This is a genomic window from Paenarthrobacter ilicis (assembly GCF_016907545.1).
GTDB lineage: Bacteria > Actinomycetota > Actinomycetes > Actinomycetales > Micrococcaceae > Arthrobacter > Arthrobacter ilicis.
The window spans coordinates 647,006-663,148 of record NZ_JAFBCD010000001.1 but is presented as its reverse complement, the minus strand read 5'-3'; the positions used below and the strand labels follow the sequence as shown (position 1 = coordinate 663,148).

At 64.3% G+C, this 16,143-nt stretch carries 14 protein-coding genes; 12 read left to right on the top strand and 2 right to left on the bottom strand.

Annotated features, from left to right (window positions below; genetic code table 11):
- Positions 1-111: 111 nt before the first annotated feature.
- A complete protein-coding gene (gene aceA, locus JOE60_RS03150; RefSeq protein ID WP_167265093.1) occupies positions 112-1,443 on the top strand; it encodes an isocitrate lyase in 1,332 nt (443 codons plus the stop codon).
- A 26-nt stretch (positions 1,444-1,469) separates the two neighbouring features.
- Complete coding sequence (gene aceB / locus JOE60_RS03145; RefSeq protein ID WP_167265094.1) at positions 1,470-3,122, top strand: malate synthase A; 1,653 nt, start codon at positions 1,470-1,472, stop codon at positions 3,120-3,122.
- A gap of 103 nt (positions 3,123-3,225) precedes the next feature.
- Here aceB and JOE60_RS03140 read toward each other — a convergent pair whose 3' ends face one another.
- Positions 3,226-4,419 (bottom strand): MFS transporter, encoded by a 1,194-nt coding sequence (locus JOE60_RS03140; protein ID WP_167265095.1) that lies wholly within the window; start codon positions 4,417-4,419, stop codon positions 3,226-3,228.
- Between the two features lie 50 nt (positions 4,420-4,469).
- The gene (locus JOE60_RS03135) at positions 4,470-5,687 is read right to left on the bottom strand and encodes an ROK family transcriptional regulator (protein WP_167265096.1); all 1,218 of its coding nucleotides are present in this window, start codon (positions 5,685-5,687) and stop codon (positions 4,470-4,472) included.
- A 138-nt stretch (positions 5,688-5,825) separates the two neighbouring features.
- Here JOE60_RS03135 and JOE60_RS03130 point away from each other — a divergent pair, with 138 nt between their 5' ends.
- The 10 genes from JOE60_RS03130 to JOE60_RS03085 all read left to right on the top strand — a co-directional run bounded on the left by JOE60_RS03130 (position 5,826) and on the right by JOE60_RS03085 (position 16,142).
- Positions 5,826-6,905, top strand: a complete 1,080-nt coding sequence (locus JOE60_RS03130; protein WP_167265097.1) for a Gfo/Idh/MocA family protein — start codon at positions 5,826-5,828, stop codon at positions 6,903-6,905.
- Positions 6,902-7,720, top strand: a complete 819-nt coding sequence (locus JOE60_RS03125) for a hypothetical protein (RefSeq protein WP_167265098.1) — start codon at positions 6,902-6,904, stop codon at positions 7,718-7,720. The genes JOE60_RS03130 and JOE60_RS03125 overlap by 4 nt, the downstream gene beginning before the upstream one ends.
- A gap of 111 nt (positions 7,721-7,831) precedes the next feature.
- Positions 7,832-9,163: an ABC transporter substrate-binding protein gene (locus tag JOE60_RS03120; protein ID WP_167265099.1), complete on the top strand. Its 1,332-nt coding sequence runs from the start codon at positions 7,832-7,834 to the stop codon at positions 9,161-9,163.
- 13 nt (positions 9,164-9,176) lie between these two features.
- The gene (locus JOE60_RS03115; protein WP_167265100.1) at positions 9,177-10,139 is read left to right on the top strand and encodes a carbohydrate ABC transporter permease; all 963 of its coding nucleotides are present in this window, start codon (positions 9,177-9,179) and stop codon (positions 10,137-10,139) included.
- Positions 10,139-11,032, top strand: coding sequence for a carbohydrate ABC transporter permease (locus JOE60_RS03110; RefSeq protein WP_167265101.1), 894 nt, complete (start codon positions 10,139-10,141; stop codon positions 11,030-11,032). Before JOE60_RS03115 ends, JOE60_RS03110 begins: the two co-directional genes overlap by 1 nt.
- A gap of 67 nt (positions 11,033-11,099) precedes the next feature.
- Positions 11,100-11,861: a sugar phosphate isomerase/epimerase family protein gene (locus tag JOE60_RS03105; RefSeq protein ID WP_167265102.1), complete on the top strand. Its 762-nt coding sequence runs from the start codon at positions 11,100-11,102 to the stop codon at positions 11,859-11,861.
- A complete protein-coding gene (locus JOE60_RS03100) occupies positions 11,858-12,979 on the top strand; it encodes a Gfo/Idh/MocA family protein (protein WP_167265103.1) in 1,122 nt (373 codons plus the stop codon). Before JOE60_RS03105 ends, JOE60_RS03100 begins: the two co-directional genes overlap by 4 nt.
- A 30-nt stretch (positions 12,980-13,009) precedes the next feature.
- Positions 13,010-14,242: a Gfo/Idh/MocA family protein gene (locus tag JOE60_RS03095; RefSeq protein ID WP_167265104.1), complete on the top strand. Its 1,233-nt coding sequence runs from the start codon at positions 13,010-13,012 to the stop codon at positions 14,240-14,242.
- 1 nt (position 14,243) lies between these two features.
- Positions 14,244-15,245, top strand: a complete 1,002-nt coding sequence (locus JOE60_RS03090) for a sugar phosphate isomerase/epimerase family protein (RefSeq protein ID WP_167265105.1) — start codon at positions 14,244-14,246, stop codon at positions 15,243-15,245.
- Between the two features lie 3 nt (positions 15,246-15,248).
- On the top strand, positions 15,249-16,142 hold the full coding sequence (locus JOE60_RS03085; protein ID WP_338112547.1) for a TolB family protein: 894 nt from the start codon (positions 15,249-15,251) through the stop codon (positions 16,140-16,142).
- The last annotated feature ends 1 nt before the right edge of the window (position 16,143 follow it).

Below are 16,143 nucleotides of genomic sequence, written 5' to 3'. Positions count from 1 at the left end.
AAGTGCAGAAAAGTAGGTCTTACGAAAAAGAAATACAGACCCCGGACAAGCCGGCCGATGCCGCAAAGGCGCAACAGAGGCCGGCCCGGGCACCCATCAAGGAGACATGCAATGACCGCATCGTTTGAACCAGCAGAACGTTCCGCCGAGCAGCAGGCAGCAGAGCTGGAACTTGAATGGTCCGCCAACCCGCGGTGGGAGGGCGTCACCCGTGATTACTCGGCCACCGACGTCGTCCGCCTCCGCGGTCGCGTCTCCGAAGAGCACACCTTGGCCCGCCGCGGTTCGGAGAAGCTCTGGAAGCAACTGACCGAAGAAGCTCCCACTGGCGGCTACACCAACGCCCTCGGCGCACTCACCGGAAACCAGGCCGTTCAGCAGGTCAAGGCCGGCCTCCGCGCCATCTACCTGTCCGGTTGGCAGGTTGCCGCTGACGCCAACCTCTCGGGCCAGACCTACCCGGACCAGTCCCTGTACCCGGCAAACTCGGTACCGCAGGTTGTCCGCCGCATCAACAACGCCCTGCTCCGCGCAGACCAGATCGAGTACGCCGAGGGCGTCAAGACAGTTGACGACTGGCTGGTCCCGATCGTCGCCGATGCCGAAGCCGGTTTCGGTGGCCCGCTCAACGCCTACGAACTCATGAAATCCATGATCACCGCCGGCGCCTCGGGCGTTCACTGGGAAGATCAGCTCGCTTCCGAAAAGAAGTGTGGCCACCTGGGCGGCAAGGTCCTCATCCCCACCCAGCAGCACATCCGGACCCTGAACGCAGCGCGCCTGGCAGCCGACGTCGCCGACACCCCCACGGTGGTCATCGCCCGCACCGACGCCGAAGCAGCAACCCTGATCACGTCCGACGTTGACGAGCGCGACCAGGAATTCATCCTCCGCGAAGGTGGACAGCCGGTTCGCACCGCCGAGGGCTTCTACAAGGTCCGCAACGGAATCGAACCCTGCATCGCCCGCGCCAAGGCCTACGCACCGTACTCCGACCTCATCTGGATGGAGACCGGCACCCCGGACCTGGAACTTGCCCGTAAGTTTGCCGAATCGGTGAAGGCCGAGTTCCCGGACCAGATGCTCTCCTACAACTGCTCCCCGTCCTTCAACTGGCGCAAGCACCTGGACGACACCACTATCGCCAAGTTCCAGCGTGAACTCGGTGCCATGGGCTTCACCTTCCAGTTCATCACCCTGGCCGGCTTCCACGCCCTGAACTACTCGATGTTCGATCTTGCCCACGGCTACGCCCGTGAAGGCATGAGCGCGTACGTCGAGCTCCAGGAAAAGGAATTCGCCTCAGAGTCCCGCGGCTACACCGCCACCAAGCACCAGCGCGAAGTCGGTACCGGCTACTTCGACGACATCGCAACCGCGCTCAACCCGAACGCATCCACTTTGGCCCTGGTGGGATCCACCGAAGAAGGCCAGTTCCACTAACCCACTTGGCCCGAAAGGACACTCCCATGAACAGCTTCACTGACAACTTCACTATCAATGGCATCACCATCACCGCGCAGCCCATTTGCCGGCAGAACGAGGTCCTCACCCCTGACGCCCTTGAATTCATCGGCAAGCTGCACCGGGCTACTGCCGATCGTCGTCAGGAGCTGATGCAGGCACGGCACGCCCGCCGCAACCAGATTTCAGCGGGCCAGGATCCGCGGTTCCTGCCGCAGACCGAGGGCATCCGCAATGATCCGTCGTGGCGGGTCGCTCCCCCGGCACCTGGTTTGGAAGATCGTCGCGTTGAGATCACGGGGCCGGTGGATAGGAAGATGACCATCAATGCGTTGAACTCCGGCGCCAAGGTGTGGCTGGCTGACATGGAGGATTCGTCCACGCCGACGTGGCGCAACGTCATCCAGGGCCAGCTGAACCTGACCGATGCGCTGGAGCGCCGGATCGATTTCACAACCCCCGAGGGCAAGGAGTACAAGCTCAAGTCCGCCGAGGACCTGCCCACCATGGTGGTCCGTCCGCGTGGCTGGCACCTGCCGGAGAAGCACATGCTGATTGACGGGAAGCCGATCGCCGGCGGCATTGTGGACTTCGGGCTGTTCTTCTTCCACAACGCACGCCGCCTTCTGGCCCAGGGCAAGGGCCCGTACTTCTACCTGCCAAAGATCGAGAACCACCTCGAAGCCCGGCTGTGGAACGACATCTTCGTCCTGGCGCAGGATCTGCTGGGTATCCCGCAGGGCACCATCCGCGCCACGGTACTGATCGAAACCATCACGGCCGCCTTCGAGATGGAAGAAATCCTCTACGAACTGCGGGACCACGCGAGCGGTTTGAATGCCGGCAGGTGGGACTACATCTTCTCGCTGATCAAGAACTTCCGAACCCGTGGCCCGCGTTTCGTACTCCCGGACCGTGGCCAGGTGACCATGACCCAGCCCTTTATGCGGGCCTACACCGAGCAGTTGGTCCGGGCCTGCCACCGCCGCGGCGCCATGGCTATTGGGGGCATGGCAGCAGCGGTCCCGAACAGGAAGGACGAGGCCGCCAACACCGCGTCGTTTGAGAAGGTCCGTGCCGACAAGACCCGTGAAGCCAACGACGGCTTTGATGGTTCCTGGGTGGCCCACCCTGACCTGGTGCCCGTGGCACGCGAGGTCTTTGACAAGGTGCTGGGCAACAAGCCCAACCAGTTGGACCGCTCCCGCGAGGACGTCACCCCGGATGACCGCGCGCTGATCGACATCGCCAGCACCGAGGGCACCATCACCGAGGGCGGGATTCGGTTGAACATCGAGGTCGGCATCCGCTACATCGAGTCCTGGCTGCGCGGCAACGGGGCTGTGGCCATCCACAACCTCATGGAAGACGCCGCCACAGCCGAGATCTCCCGCTCCCAGCTGTGGCAGTGGATCCACTCCCACGCCATCACGGACCACGGCGATATCATCACCGCGCAGTGGGTGGAGGACATGTTGGATGAGGAATACGCCCGCCTGGAGAGGTTCGACGGCGACCGTTTTGCCGACGCCCGCGCCATCTTCGAGGAAGTCACGCTGGCAGAGGAATTCCCCACCTTCCTGACCATCCCGGCCTACGCCCGTTTCCTCACCGAGGCCAAGGAAGACGCCACGAATGAGGAACTCGTCGCAGCCTAGGTCCAGGACCTGAGGAAGCGACACATCAAGCCCCGACGCTGGGCTGCCTGCACTCTTCGCAACAAGTGACCCCGACCGCCGGGGAGGCAGCCCAGCAGCGGGGCTAACCCTGCCGGGACACCCAGCGCACGGACAACGTGGTGCATACGCAGAACGCGAGCACCGAGCCGAGGATCACCAGCAGGGGGACAGTCCAGCCGTCGGTCACGCTGTGCACGTAGCCAACAATGGTGGGAGCCAAGGCAGCAAAGCAGTAACCCACCCCCTGCACCACGGCGGACATCCTTCCGGCGGCTGCCTGGGATTGGGCGAACTTGATGATGGCAATGAAGATCACCGTGATGCCACCGCCTTGGGCCACCCCGCCCAGCGAGGACCACACCCACCACAAGCCGGGAGCCAGCAGCAGTCCCACAGGAACCGCCAGCCACAACGCGCTCAAGGTGACCGCAACCGTCGTCGTACTGGCGAAACGGGCCAAGAGTGGCACGCCCAGGCCGCCCACGATCGCGAAGATCTGGAAGAGCGAGGAACCCGCGCCGGCCTGGGCGGTGCCCATGGCGAGTTCGTCGGAGAGAAAACTCGGCAGCCACGCGGTGACGCCGTAGTAGGAAAAGGCCTGGCCGGCGAAGCCGAGTGTCAGGCCCACGGTCAGCCAGCGGACACCCGCAACGGGACCGGACGCGGAACCGACGGGTAATGGAACCGCAGCGGGTACCAACGCGCGGCGAGCACCAACAGTGGGCACCCAGAACACGATGGCGGCCAACGCCAACAGGGCACTCGCCGCCAATGCGAGGCGCCAGCCCACCAACTCAGCCAGCGGCGCTGTGGCCACTGAAGTGAGGAAGGATCCGATGTTCAGCGCCGCCGTGTAGACGCCCATGGCGGTGGCCTGGCGTCGCGGTGCGAAGTCACGCCGGATGATGAGCGGCACGGCGATATTCCCGATGGTGATGGCCACGCCAATGATCACCGTTCCAGCCATCACCAAGGCGCTGCCGCCGCTGGATCGGATCACCACGCCCGCAAGAACACCCAGCAGGGTGAGCATTACCGCGAATTCGGCGCCCAGGCGGCGCCCGGCCAAGGAAGCCAAGGGCGAGGCCAGGGAAAAGCAAAGCACGGGAATGCCGGTGAGCAGCCCCAGCTCAACAGGCGAGAATCCCAGATCCTGCCGCAACGAGTCCACCACGGGCGCCACAGCCACAAAGGGTCCGCGCATGTTGAGTGCGATGAGGCCGATGCATGCGAGGATGAGCCAGCCGCGGGGAATTTTAGCGAAGAAAGTAGACATTGCTTTCATTGCTATCACGCCGGCGCTGGGCGGCCGGTCACAAACAAGACTTAGCCCGTAGCCTGCAGCGTGGACTCGATCACGGCCGGGGAAAGCACGTACTGCGTCACCATCTGGCTGGCGCCAAGGATGGCTGCGCGGTCTCCGGCCATGGAGATGCCGATCCGCAGGTGCGTCGTGGCCAGCGGCAGGGAGCGCCGGTAGACCACTTCCCGGATACCGGCCACCAGGTGCTCGCCGGCTTCTCCCACGCTTCCGCCGATGATGATCATGGACGGATTGAGCAGGTTGACCACGGTGGCCAGCACATCGCCAACATCACGGCCCGCCTGCCGCAATGCCTGGATGGCTTGCAGGTTTCCTTCGCCCACCAGCCGCAGGACATCAGCACCGGTGGAAGCTTCCAGCCCTTGGGCATGCAGTTGACGCGCGACGGCGGGACCTGAGGCGAGCGCCTCGAGGCAGCCGTGGTTGCCACACCGGCAAAGGACGTCGTCGCCCCGGGGCACGCGCACGTGGCCGAGGTCGCCGGCCGTACCGTTGGCTCCGCGCTGCAGCTGGCCGCTGCTGATGATGCCGGCACCGATGCCGGTGGCGACCTTGATGAACAGGAAATTGTCGTGGTCCGGCCAGTAGGATGTTCGTTCGCCGAGGGCCATGATGTTGACGTCGTTGTCCACCAACACGGGAACCGGCAGCGAGCGCTGAACGTACGTGACGACGTCGAATCCGTCCCATCCGGGCATGATCGGCGGCTTCACCGGCCGCCCGGTGTCGTGCTCAACAGGTCCGGGCAATCCTATGCCCATACCGGCGAGGTCGCCGGGTTCGCGGCCCGCCTCCGCCAGGAGCTCGCGGCCTGCGGAGACGACGCGGCCCAGGACCACCTCAGGTCCGTCGGCGACTTCCTGCGCGAGTCGCCGCTCGGCGAGGATGCTGCCGCTGAGGTCAGTGACGGCAACAATCACGTGGGTGGCGCCGACGTCGATGGCCAGGACGACGCGCGCGGCGGGGTTGAAGGCAAAGCGCGACGGCGGCCTGCCGCCGCTGGAGCTGGCCTCACCTGCGGGGCCCACCAGCCCGGAATTGATGAGGGCATCGATGCGTGAGGCGACCGTTGAACGGGCCAGTCCGGTGGTGACTGCGAGCTCGGCCCGTGTGCGGGCTTGGCCGTCGCGAAGGAGTTGGAAGAGATCGCCGGCCCGCGAGAGATTGCCGGACTCCTGGACGGAGGCATTCCCGGCGTCGTGGGCAGTGGCGGTTGTCATGCCTTTAGTGAAGCACGATTGCTTATGCGTGTCATGCAGCAGAAGTTTGTCGGGAATATTTCAACTTTTGCTTGACGCTCGGCAAAAGTCCCCCTAGGTTGTGATGAGCAGCACATTGGTCCGCTTACGAAGAGGTAAATGAACTTGTCCAGCCACACAGACGCCGCCCCACCGCTGGGTGTCGGCATTCTCGGCGCCGGCCCTGTCACCCAAGCCATTCACTTGCCGTCCCTCGCCCGACTGGGCGACATCCTCACCGTCCGCCACATCATGGACGTGGACCCCGCCGTAGCTGAGTCCGTAGCAGCCCGCGTCGGTGCCTCGCACAGCACCAGCATCGATGCCCTGCTGGGCGATCCCGCCGTTGAGATCGTGGCCATCTGCAGCCCACACCAGTTCCACGCCGAACAGGTCATCGCCGCCTGCCGCGCCGGCAAGAAAGCAGTCCTCTGCGAGAAGCCCTTCGCCATGAACGCCGAGGAAGCTGCCCGCATCTCCGCCGTCAGCGAGGAAACCGGAGTACCGATCATCGTGGGTGCCATGCACACGTTCGATCCGGGCTGGCTCGCCGCCCAGGACAACTGGGATGACCTGCCGGAGACGGCACACACCATCCGCTCCTCGATCGTCCTTCCGCCCAACGCCCGGTTTGAAGACTTCGCCACCGAGATCATCACCCGCCCGGCCGGGACAGCTCCGGACTACACGGATCCGGACGTTATCAAGGGCGCACTCCGTGGCGGCGTCATGGGCCTGGCCATCCACGACCTCCCGCTGGTCCGCCGGTTCACCCCCGACTTCCACCAGGTAGAGGTACTTCAGGCCCGCCACGTACGCCCGTTCTGTTACGTCATCTCCCTGCGCACACCCACCCGTTCCATTGAACTGCGCGCAGCCATGAACAACACGTGGAAGCCCGAATGGAGCTTCGAAGCCATCTCGGACCATGAGGCCCTCCGGATCGACTTCACTCCTTCTTACGTGCAGGCAGGCTCAGCGGTTGCCACGCTCTCCCAGGGAACGCGCGCAACGGTGCTGGGTCCCTACGACCACAACGGCTACGAGGGTGAATGGCGTGAACTTGCAGCCCTGGCTACCGGGGAAAAGCAGCCGCCTTCAGCCAAGACACTGATTGACGATCTGACTTTCGCCCTGGCAATTGCGGATGCCACAGTGGCAGCAGTGGAAACCCGCGAAACCACTGGAGCGCGCTCATGAACCGCCCATACACGGTGGGGGCAACCGTCCAGGCCCAGCAGGCAGGCGCCGTAGCACTTGCCATCGCCAGCCTTCCCGAGTCGTTCACTCCGGCCGCCCCCGGTTCGGTACCGGATGTTCAGGTGCTGCACGGAACTCCCGGCTGGGTGACCGAAGCGATCGAAGCCATCACCTCAGGCATCCGCGCGGTGGTGGTGGTCAGCCCTGCCCCGGAAGATACCGGGCCCTTGCAGGCAGTGCAGCAAAACCTGGCAGCCGTCCAGGGCAACGCCGCAGTCGTGGTCCTGGACCAAAAGTGGGCTTCCAATCCCGCCATGGTCCCGGCAGCCGAGGCTGTGCGCAGCATGGCCGGCCGGGCCGCGATGCTGGACAGCGTAGCCACGGCGGCCTTGGGCACAGACCCGGGTGAGCTGTTCGCGGACCATCTTGCCGCCGTCGTACGCCTCACCGGTCCGCTGGACCGCCTCAGCATCCTTCACCGCGGACCGCAGGGCTACACCGCCACCGCGGTTCTCGCCAATGGCGCGCCGGCGGCACTGCAGGGCGTCGTGTCCAACGCCCGCCCGGCGCAGGCAGTGATCACCGTATTGACCGACGACGGCGGCGTCACGGTTTCGCTGCCCGAACCCGTTGCGGCGTGGCCGGCCACGGTCAAGGCCACCGGCGCGCAAGGCGACGTCCTCCTGCCCACCCTTTACGAATCCGCACACCGCAGCACCTGGCGCCGGCTCAAAGAGCACCTCGACGCCGGCACCTCCCCCTCCGATCCGGCCCGCTTCGCGGCGTTGACGGAATCCATAGCCGCCCTTACCTGAACCACCGCACCACCCGCACTACAAACCATTCAGTATCCGTTTGCCCTACTCAAAGTTGAGCTGGACCGGCTACCAGCGCAGTCCGCGTTGCCGGTCCCGAAAGGAATCATCATGAATGTTCAGCCCGCAGCCAACAAGGCATTTTCCCGCCGCGGCTTCCTCGGCCTGACCGCCGCGGCCGCATCCGTGCCCCTGCTGGCCGCCTGCGGTGGCGGTTCCGCCAGCCAGGGTGGCGGCGGTGGCGGTGCCGGTGGCGCCATCAAGTTCTGGGACATGCCGTGGGCCACGCCCGCCTACAACGATTCCGCCAAGAAGATTGCTGAGGGCTGGGCGGGCGCGAACAACAGCAAGGCCAACTACCAGATCATCCAGTGGAACAACTTCTATCAGACCTTCTCCTCGGCCATCGCGTCCAAGACCGGCCCGGCAGTATCCACAGGTGGCGGTTTCCAGGCGTTCCAGTTCGATCAGCAGGGACAGATTGCCTACGCGGACAAAGTGATCGAAAAGATGAAGTCGAACGGCCAGTTCGACGACTTCCTGCCCGGCGTCCTGGATCCGTTCAAGTCGGACAAGGGCTACGTGGCAGTGCCGTGGCAGCTGGACATGCGCGTGTTCTGGTACCGCAAGTCCCTCTTTGAGAAGGCAAACGTTGCCCTCCCCACGGACTGGCCGTCCCTCCTCGAAGCCGGCAAGGCCCTGAAGAAGCTCGGCGCGTTCGGCTTCGCCACAGGCGCGGGTTCGGGCAACAACTACGGCAACCACTCCATGATCATGATGATGGTCAACAACGGCGGCGGCGTCTGGAACAAGAACGGCGAGCTGGACCTGCTGAACGACCGAAACGTCGAAGCCATTGAGTTTGTCCGGGAACTGGTCTCCAACGGAATCGTTGACCCGGCGGCAGTCAGCTACACCACGGACAACATGTCTGCGCAGTGGAAGGACGGCAAGGCAGGATTCGGCTTGTTCCAGGTCAACGTTCCGCAGCGGGTGGGTGACACCTCCGGTGACCTCCTGGTAGCCGATCCCCTGACCGGCCCCCACGGCGACAAAGCCACCATCGTGTTCCCGAACAACATCATGATGTACAAGAACACCCCTTCGCAGGATGCCTCCGAAGAGTTCCTTGTGTACTACATGGGCCAGCTCAAGGAACTGTGGAAGCAGAAGCTGATGTCCGCACTGCCGGTCTTCAAATCGATCACGGAAATGCCCGAGTTCGCCAACGATCCCAACAACGTCAAGATCGTCAAGGACTGGCAGCCGATCGCCAAGACCTTCGCTTCCCAGGGCAGCACCCTGAACGCAAACCTTGCCGCGTTGGACGGTGGCCAGGCACTGAACCAGTTCAGCCAGTCCATCCTCACCGGCCAAGCCACGGACGCCAAGAGTGCTCTGCAGACCTTCCAGTCCGGCCTCGAATCAGTCCTGAAGAAGTAGAACGGCACCTCCCATGTCTTCCACCACCACAGCGTCAGGCCTCTCCCGGGCCCGCCGGGGGCTCGCCCCCGGCGGCTCGGGGGCCTCCCCCGGCAAGCGCAAGAGCAAGCTCAGTGCGCAGACCACCAGGACCTTCTTCTGGCTGTTGCTCCCCTCCGTGGTCCTGCTGGTCCTGATCCACGGCTACCCCTTGATTCACGCGGCCGTCCAGGCAACCCACGATGGCGACCTGCTGCAGACCGGCAACTTTGTGGGCGGCGAGAACTTCGCGTCCGTACTGTCCTCTCCGGCCTTCTGGAAAGCCGCCCAGTTCACCCTCTGGTTCACCATTGTGGGTGTGTTCGGCTCCTGGCTGGTGGGGCTGGGACTTGCCCTCCTGCTCCGGACCAAGATTCCGGCAGGAAACACCTTCAAGGTTCTCCTGCTCCTGCCTTGGGTTGTGCCGATTGTGGTCTCCTCCACGGCCTGGAACTGGCTGGTGGCCACCCCGGACAGCCTGGTTCCCGCACTCTTCCGGAGCCTGGGCCTGGGGACGCCGCTGTTCCTTGCGGATCCAACGCTTGCCTCCATCACTGTGATGGTGTTCAAGGTGTGGGTGTCTTTCCCCTTCATGATGATGATGATTTCCGCGGCGCTGGCTTCCGTGGATGGAACGGTTTACGAAGCCGCCAGCATGGACGGCGCCTCCAAATGGCAGCAGTTCACGCAGATCACCCTGCCGCTGATCGCCCGGTCCACCTACATCAGCTGGATCCTCATGACGATCTTCTGCGTCAATGACTTCCCCACCATCTACCTGCTTACTGGCGGCGGACCCGTCAGCGCCACCACCTCCCTGGTGGTCCTTGCCTACCGCACGGTCTTCCAGGACTTCGCTACCGGCCCAGGCGTTGCCATCGCCTTCCTCATGACCATGACCCTGGTGGTCATCTCGGTCCTCCTGTACCGCCAGATCCGAAAGTCGAGCGTCGAATAATGAGCGCTGTACTCCACGCCCACCCCGAGTCCGGCCCGGCACTGGGCGTCACAGAAACCGGCAAGCCGCGCCGGGTGCTCTCCGAGGCCGGCATGCGCGGACGCTGGTGGCGGTTCGTCCTGATCCTGGCCATCACGGCGATCGTCCTCATTCCCATCATGGTCACCGTGATCCTGGCCTTCACCCCCGGCCCCAACAGCACGGCCACCGGCCTGACGTTCGAGAACCTGGCCAACGTCTTCAACGGAACCCTGGCCGCTACCTGGCTGCAAAACAGCCTGGTGACCACGCTCTCCACCGTGGTGGTCTCCGTAGCAGTGGCAGCACCGGCAGGCTATGTCCTGTCCCGCGGCCGCAGCAAGGCAGTTTCCGGCTACTCACTGCTCCTCTTCGTGATGCAGTCCCTGCCGATCATCACGTCCGTGGTTCCGCTGTTCATCCTGTTCGCAGGGATGGGCCTGGTGGACAACCTGCTGGGCATCACCATCATCTACGTTGGCTCCACCATGACCGTTGCCACCTGGATGATGGCCGCCTACTTCGACTCCATCCCCATCAGCCTCGAGGAAGCCTCCTGGATTGATGGATGCTCGGTGTTTGGCTCGTTCACCAAAGTGGTGCTGCGCAACTCATTGCCCGGCATCCTGTCCACCGCGATCTTCGCCTTCCTCCTGGCCTGGAACGACTACCTGGTGGCCATCGTGTTCCTGCGCTCCAACGAAATCTTCACCCTGCCCATGGGCGTGCAGTCCTTCTTCCAGCAGAACGCCACCGACTGGACCTCCGTCATGGCCCTGGCCGTGGTGATGATGCTCCCGCCAATCATCGTTTTTGCCACCCTGAACAAGTACTTCAGTGTGGGCGGCATCGGTGGCTCCCTCGCCGGCCGCTAACTAGACTGGCGCCAACCCCTCCGCCCCATCAGCAATCCAGCTCCATCCACTCCCGCAAAGGAAACCAATGTCTTACTCACTCCAGCTGTACACCCTCCGCAATGCCATCCAGGAGGATTTGCCTGGAACCATCAAGAAGGTGGCAGAGATCGGCTTTACGCAGGTTGAGCCATACAACTTTGTTGCCACAGCGTCCGAGCTGGGCGCAGCCTTGAAAGAGAACGGGCTGACTGCTCCGTCCGGCCACGCACCCTTGCTGAGCCAGGACCAGGATGAGATCTTTGCCGCCGCCAAGGAACTGGGCATCACCACGGTCATTGATCCTTTCCTTCCTGCGGAGCACTGGCAGGACGCGGAAACCATCCAGGGAACCGCGGCCAAGCTCAACGCTGCGGCCAAGAAGGGCGCTGAATACGGCATCACCGTGGGCTACCACAACCACGCGTGGGAGCTGGAGTCCAGCATCGATGGCCAGACGGCCCTGGAGTACTTCGAAGGACTGCTGGACCCCGAAGTTGTGCTGGAAGTGGACACCTACTGGGTGGCCGTCGGTGGGCAGGACCCCGTTGAACTGCTGGCGCGTTTGGGAGACCGCGTGAAGCTCATCCACATTAAGGACGGCCCGGGCAACACCGACACCAAGGCGCAGCAACCCGCCGGACAGGGCACCATCCCTGTGCTGGACGTCATCGCGGCAGCAAAGTCGCTGGAAGTGGGCGTAGTGGAATTCGACGATTACTCCGGTGACATCTTCCAGGGCATCACCGAGTCCTTGAACTACCTGACCGCAGCAACAAGCGCCGACGCCGCAGAAGGAGCCACAGCATGAGCTTCGCACCGTCCACCCGCAAGGGTCCTGTCGGCGTCGCAGTCATCGGCGCAGGCAACATCTCCAAGCAGTACCTGGACAACCTCACCACGTTCCCGGACGTGAAGGTCCTGGTGATCGCCGATCTCTTCGAAGAAGCCGCCAAGGCACGGGCCGAGGAATACGGCATCCCGGAGTTCGGTGCCCCTGAACTGGCACTGAACCACCCCGACGTCGAGATCATTGTGAACCTGACCATCCCGGCGGCGCACGTTGAAGTGGCCACGGCAGCGGTCAACGCCGGCAAGCACGTGTGGACGGAGAAGCCCTTCTCCCTGGACCGCGAGTCCGGGCTTGGGCTGCTCAAGGCTGCGGACGCCGCAGGGATCCGCCTGGGCACGGCACCGGACACGTTCCTGGGTGCCGGGCTGCAGACGGCCCGCCGGATCATTGAACGCGGTGACATCGGTACGCCGCTGACCGGTTTGACCACGTTCCAGACGCCGGGCCCTGAGTCCTGGCACCCCAACCCGGCGTTCCTCTTCTCCCACGGGGCCGGACCGTTGTTCGACATGGGCCCGTACTACCTCACGGCCTTGATCCAGACGTTCGGATCGGTCCGCAAGGTGGCCGCCGTCGGTTCCGCAGCGAAGAAGACCCGAGTGATCGGTTCCGGTCCCAAGGCCGGCGAGGAATTCGCCGTCGAGGTCCCTACCCACGTCTCCGCCATGGCGCAGTTCGAGGGTGGACAGTCCTCGCACAGCGTGTTCAGTTTCGAATCGCCGCGCCTGCGAATGGGTTTCGTGGAGATCACCGGCTCGGAGGCCACGCTGTCACTGCCGGACCCCAACTACTTCGACGGCGACCTGAAGCTGTGGCGTCCAGGAGCTGAGGAACCGGAGATCATTCCGGCCACGGGACCGGCCAACGGCCGCGGCCTGGGCGTGCTGGACATGGCCCGTGCCCTTCGTGCCGGCACCGCACACCGTGCCACGGGGGACCTGGCCTACCATGTGCTGGACAGCATGGTCTCGATTTCGGAGTCCGTCGAATCCGGCTCGTTCGTGGACGTAACCAGCAACGCGCCCGCGTCGGAGGCCGTCCCTGAAGACTGGGCCCCGGAATCAGCCACCCTCTAGATCCGCACCAAGCCAGCGAGGAAACACACCATGACCACCCCCGCCCATTCATCCGATCCCGCCCCGGCATCGGATGCCCCAAAGCATACGACGCAGCCGCTGGGTGTGGCCGCTATCGGCTACGCCTTCATGGGCAAGGCCCACTCGAATGCGTGGCGGAACGTGGCCAGTTTCTTCGACGTCCCGGCCTTCGAACAAAAAGTCCTCGTAGGCCGGGACGCTACCGGCGTGGCAGAGGCCGCCACCAAATACGGCTGGGCCGAAGCAGCCACCGACTGGCGGGAGGTGATCGAACGCGATGACATCCACATCATCGACATCTGCGCACCCGGCTGGATGCACGCCGAAATCGCCATCGCCGCGCTGGAAGCCGGCAAGCACGTCCTGGTTGAAAAGCCCCTGGCCAACACCCTGGCCGAAGCCGAACTCATGACCGCAGCCGCCGCGAAAGCCCGCAAGCGTGGCGTCCAGTCCATGATCGGCTTCAACTACCGCCGCGTCCCGGCCTTGGCCCTTGCCAAAGAACTCATCGCCGAAGGCCGCCTCGGCACCGTCCGGCACGTCCGCGCCGCCTACCTCCAGGACTGGCTGAGCGATCCCGAATCCCCCATGACTTGGCGCCTCCGCAAGGAGACCGCAGGCTCCGGCGCGCTCGGCGACATCGCCTCGCACGCCATCGACCAAGTCCTCTTCCTGCTGGGTGACGCCGTCACCGAGGTCTCCGGCCGCCTGCAGACGTTCGTGGACAAGCGCCCCGGAACCAGTGATTCCGCAGGCGGGCTGGAGGATGTCACGGTGGACGACGCCGCCTGGGCCACGCTGACACTCGCCTCCGGAGCAATCGCCTCGGTAGAGGTTTCCCGTGTAGCGACGGGCCAGAAGAACTCCCTCAAACTCGAAATCTACGGCTCGGCCGGATCACTGACGTTCGATCTGGAGAACCTGAACGAGCTCATGTTCCTGGACGCCACCGTCCCGGTCCGCGAACAGGGCTTCCGCCGCATCCTGGTCAACGAACCCGAGCACCCCTACCTCGAGGCATGGTGGCCGCAGGGCCACATCATCGGCTGGGAGCACACCTTCACCCACCAGATCCGGGACTTCCTCACCGCTATTGCGGCCGGCGAGGCGCCATCGCCTTCCTTCCAGGACGGCCTGAACGTCCAGCACATCCTCGCAGCCGTGGAAGAGTCCGCCGCCGCGAAAAGCTCACTGATTCAACTGTCCGCACAGCCAACCAGCACCACCAACGAAGGAGCCTGACATGCCCCGCCCGTACACCCTGTTCACCGGCCAGTGGGCCGACCTCCCCTTCGAGGAAGTCGCCAAGCTTGCCTCGGGCTGGGGCTACGACGGCCTGGAAATCGCCGTCTCCGGAGACCACCTCGACGCCTGGCGCTGGGACGAACCCGGCTACGTCGAGTCCAAACTCGCCATCCTGGAAAAGTACAACCTCAAAGTCTGGGCCATCTCCAACCACCTCAAGGGCCAGGCCGTCTGCGATGACCCCATCGACTTCCGCCACGAAGCAATCGTCGGCTCACGCGTGTGGGGCGACGGCGAGCCCGAAGGCGTCCGCCAACGTGCCGCCGAAGAAATGAAACACACCGCCCGCCTCGCCCGCGCCCTGGGCGTGGACACCGTCGTCGGGTTCACCGGCTCCTCCATCTGGCAATACGTCGCCATGTTCCCGCCCGTCCCCGAGAAAGTCATCGAAGCCGGATACCAGGACTTCGCCGACCGCTGGAACCCCATCCTGGACGTCTTCGACGAAAACGGGGTCCGCTTCGCCCACGAAGTCCACCCCAGTGAGATCGCCTACGACTACTGGACCACCGTCCGCACCCTCGAAGCGATCGGACACCGCGAAGCGTTCGGCCTGAACTGGGACCCCTCCCACTTCATGTGGCAAGGCATCGACCCCGTGTCCTTCATCTGGGACTTCAAAGACCGGATCTACCACGTGGACTGCAAGGACACCAAGCTCCGCCCCACCGGCCGGAACACCGTCATGGGCTCCCACCTGCCCTGGGGCGATCCCCGCCGCGGCTGGGACTTCGTCTCCGCCGGACGCGGCGACGTGCCCTGGGAATCCTCCTTCCGCGCCCTCACCGCAATCGGCTACAACGGCCCCATCAGCATCGAATGGGAAGACGCAGGCATGGACCGCCTCCACGGCGCCCCCGAAGCCCTCGCAGCACTCAAGAAGTTCGACTTCCCCGCCTCGCAAACCAGCTTCGACGCCGCCTTCAGCAGCAAGGACTAGCTTGTGGCCGATGCGATCCGCACCCTTCAACCCGGCCAGCACTGCGAGGTGTGGATTGCGTCGGTGACCGGTGAAGCCGAGCTCGTTTACAGCACAGACGAGATCCTCCTCGAAGCACCGAACTGGACCCTGGACGGCAGCTCACTGATCCTCAACGGGGACGGGAAGTTGTGGAGGCTGGACTGTGAAGAACGGACCCTGGAGCACATACCCCTCACGGGCGTCCCGGACCTGAACAACGACCACGTCCTGGCCCCAGATGGCACCACCGTCTTCCTCTCCGCCAACGACGGCCACATCTACCGTGCCGCGCTTTCCGGTGGCCCCGCCACCAGGATCACGGACGACGACGGCTCCTTCCATTTCCTCCACGGCGTCAGCCCGGACGGTGCACAGTTGGCGTACGTGGGCATCGAGTCGGGCGACTTCACGCAGCCGGGGCGCCTGATGACCTTGGCGTCCGACGGCGGTGCGACCGCCCGCGTTGATGTTGGGTCCGGTCACTGCGACGGCCCTGAGTACTCGCCGGATGGAGAGTGGCTCTTCCTGAACACCGAGTCCTTCACCTCGGCGCCCGGCCATGCCCAGCTTGCCCGGATCCGGACCGACGGCAGCGACTTCCAGCAGCTCCTCACGTCCGATACCGTCGACTGGTTCCCGCACCTCTCCCCCGATGGGCGCTTCGCCAGCTACATCCGGTTCCCCAGCGGAACGGAAGGGCACCCCGCCGACTTGCCGGTCGCCGTCGTACTCGTTTCCACCGGGGACTGGACCACTCCCCTCCATACATGGCCACTTTTCGGCGGCCAAGGTACCCTCAACGTCAACAGTTGGTCGCCGGACTCCGGGCGCTTTGCGTTTGTGGCCTACCCGCATTCTGACTCACCAAAGGACTGAC